Origin of the sequence: Rhodobium orientis (genome assembly GCF_003258835.1) — a bacterium.
GTDB lineage: Bacteria > Pseudomonadota > Alphaproteobacteria > Rhizobiales > Rhodobiaceae > Rhodobium > Rhodobium orientis.
The window spans coordinates 1-265 of sequence record NZ_NPEV01000184.1 but is presented as its reverse complement, the minus strand read 5'-3'; the positions used below and the strand labels follow the sequence as shown (position 1 = coordinate 265).

The 265-nt window shown below is 54.0% G+C and carries 1 protein-coding gene; it reads left to right on the top strand.

Features of this window, described 5'->3' with window-relative positions; genetic code table 11:
• A partial coding sequence (locus CH339_RS25755) for a hypothetical protein (protein WP_210207410.1) occupies positions 1-238 on the top strand: 238 nt, incomplete at its 5' end.
• Positions 239-265: the final 27 nt, after the last annotated feature.

The following is a 265-nucleotide window of genomic DNA, read 5'->3' as shown; positions in this document are numbered from 1 at the left end:
GCTCCTGAAGGATGCTGTTGTACAGGGGGCTGAGCCGCCTGCAATGGCGGCCGTTTTGACGGCAGTCGTTTTGTTAGCCGGCAGTGCGGCCGGCGCGTTGATCGTTCGGCAGCGCTTTGCATGGTCCGGCGCACTTTATTTACGTCTTGTGAAAACGGGTGAACCCCATTTCGAATCGGTCGAAGAACGGCCGAATTATCTTGACCAATATCTTACTCAGGGAGGTCGCCAATCATGAAAGCAGCACCCACATTGTCTAAACAAT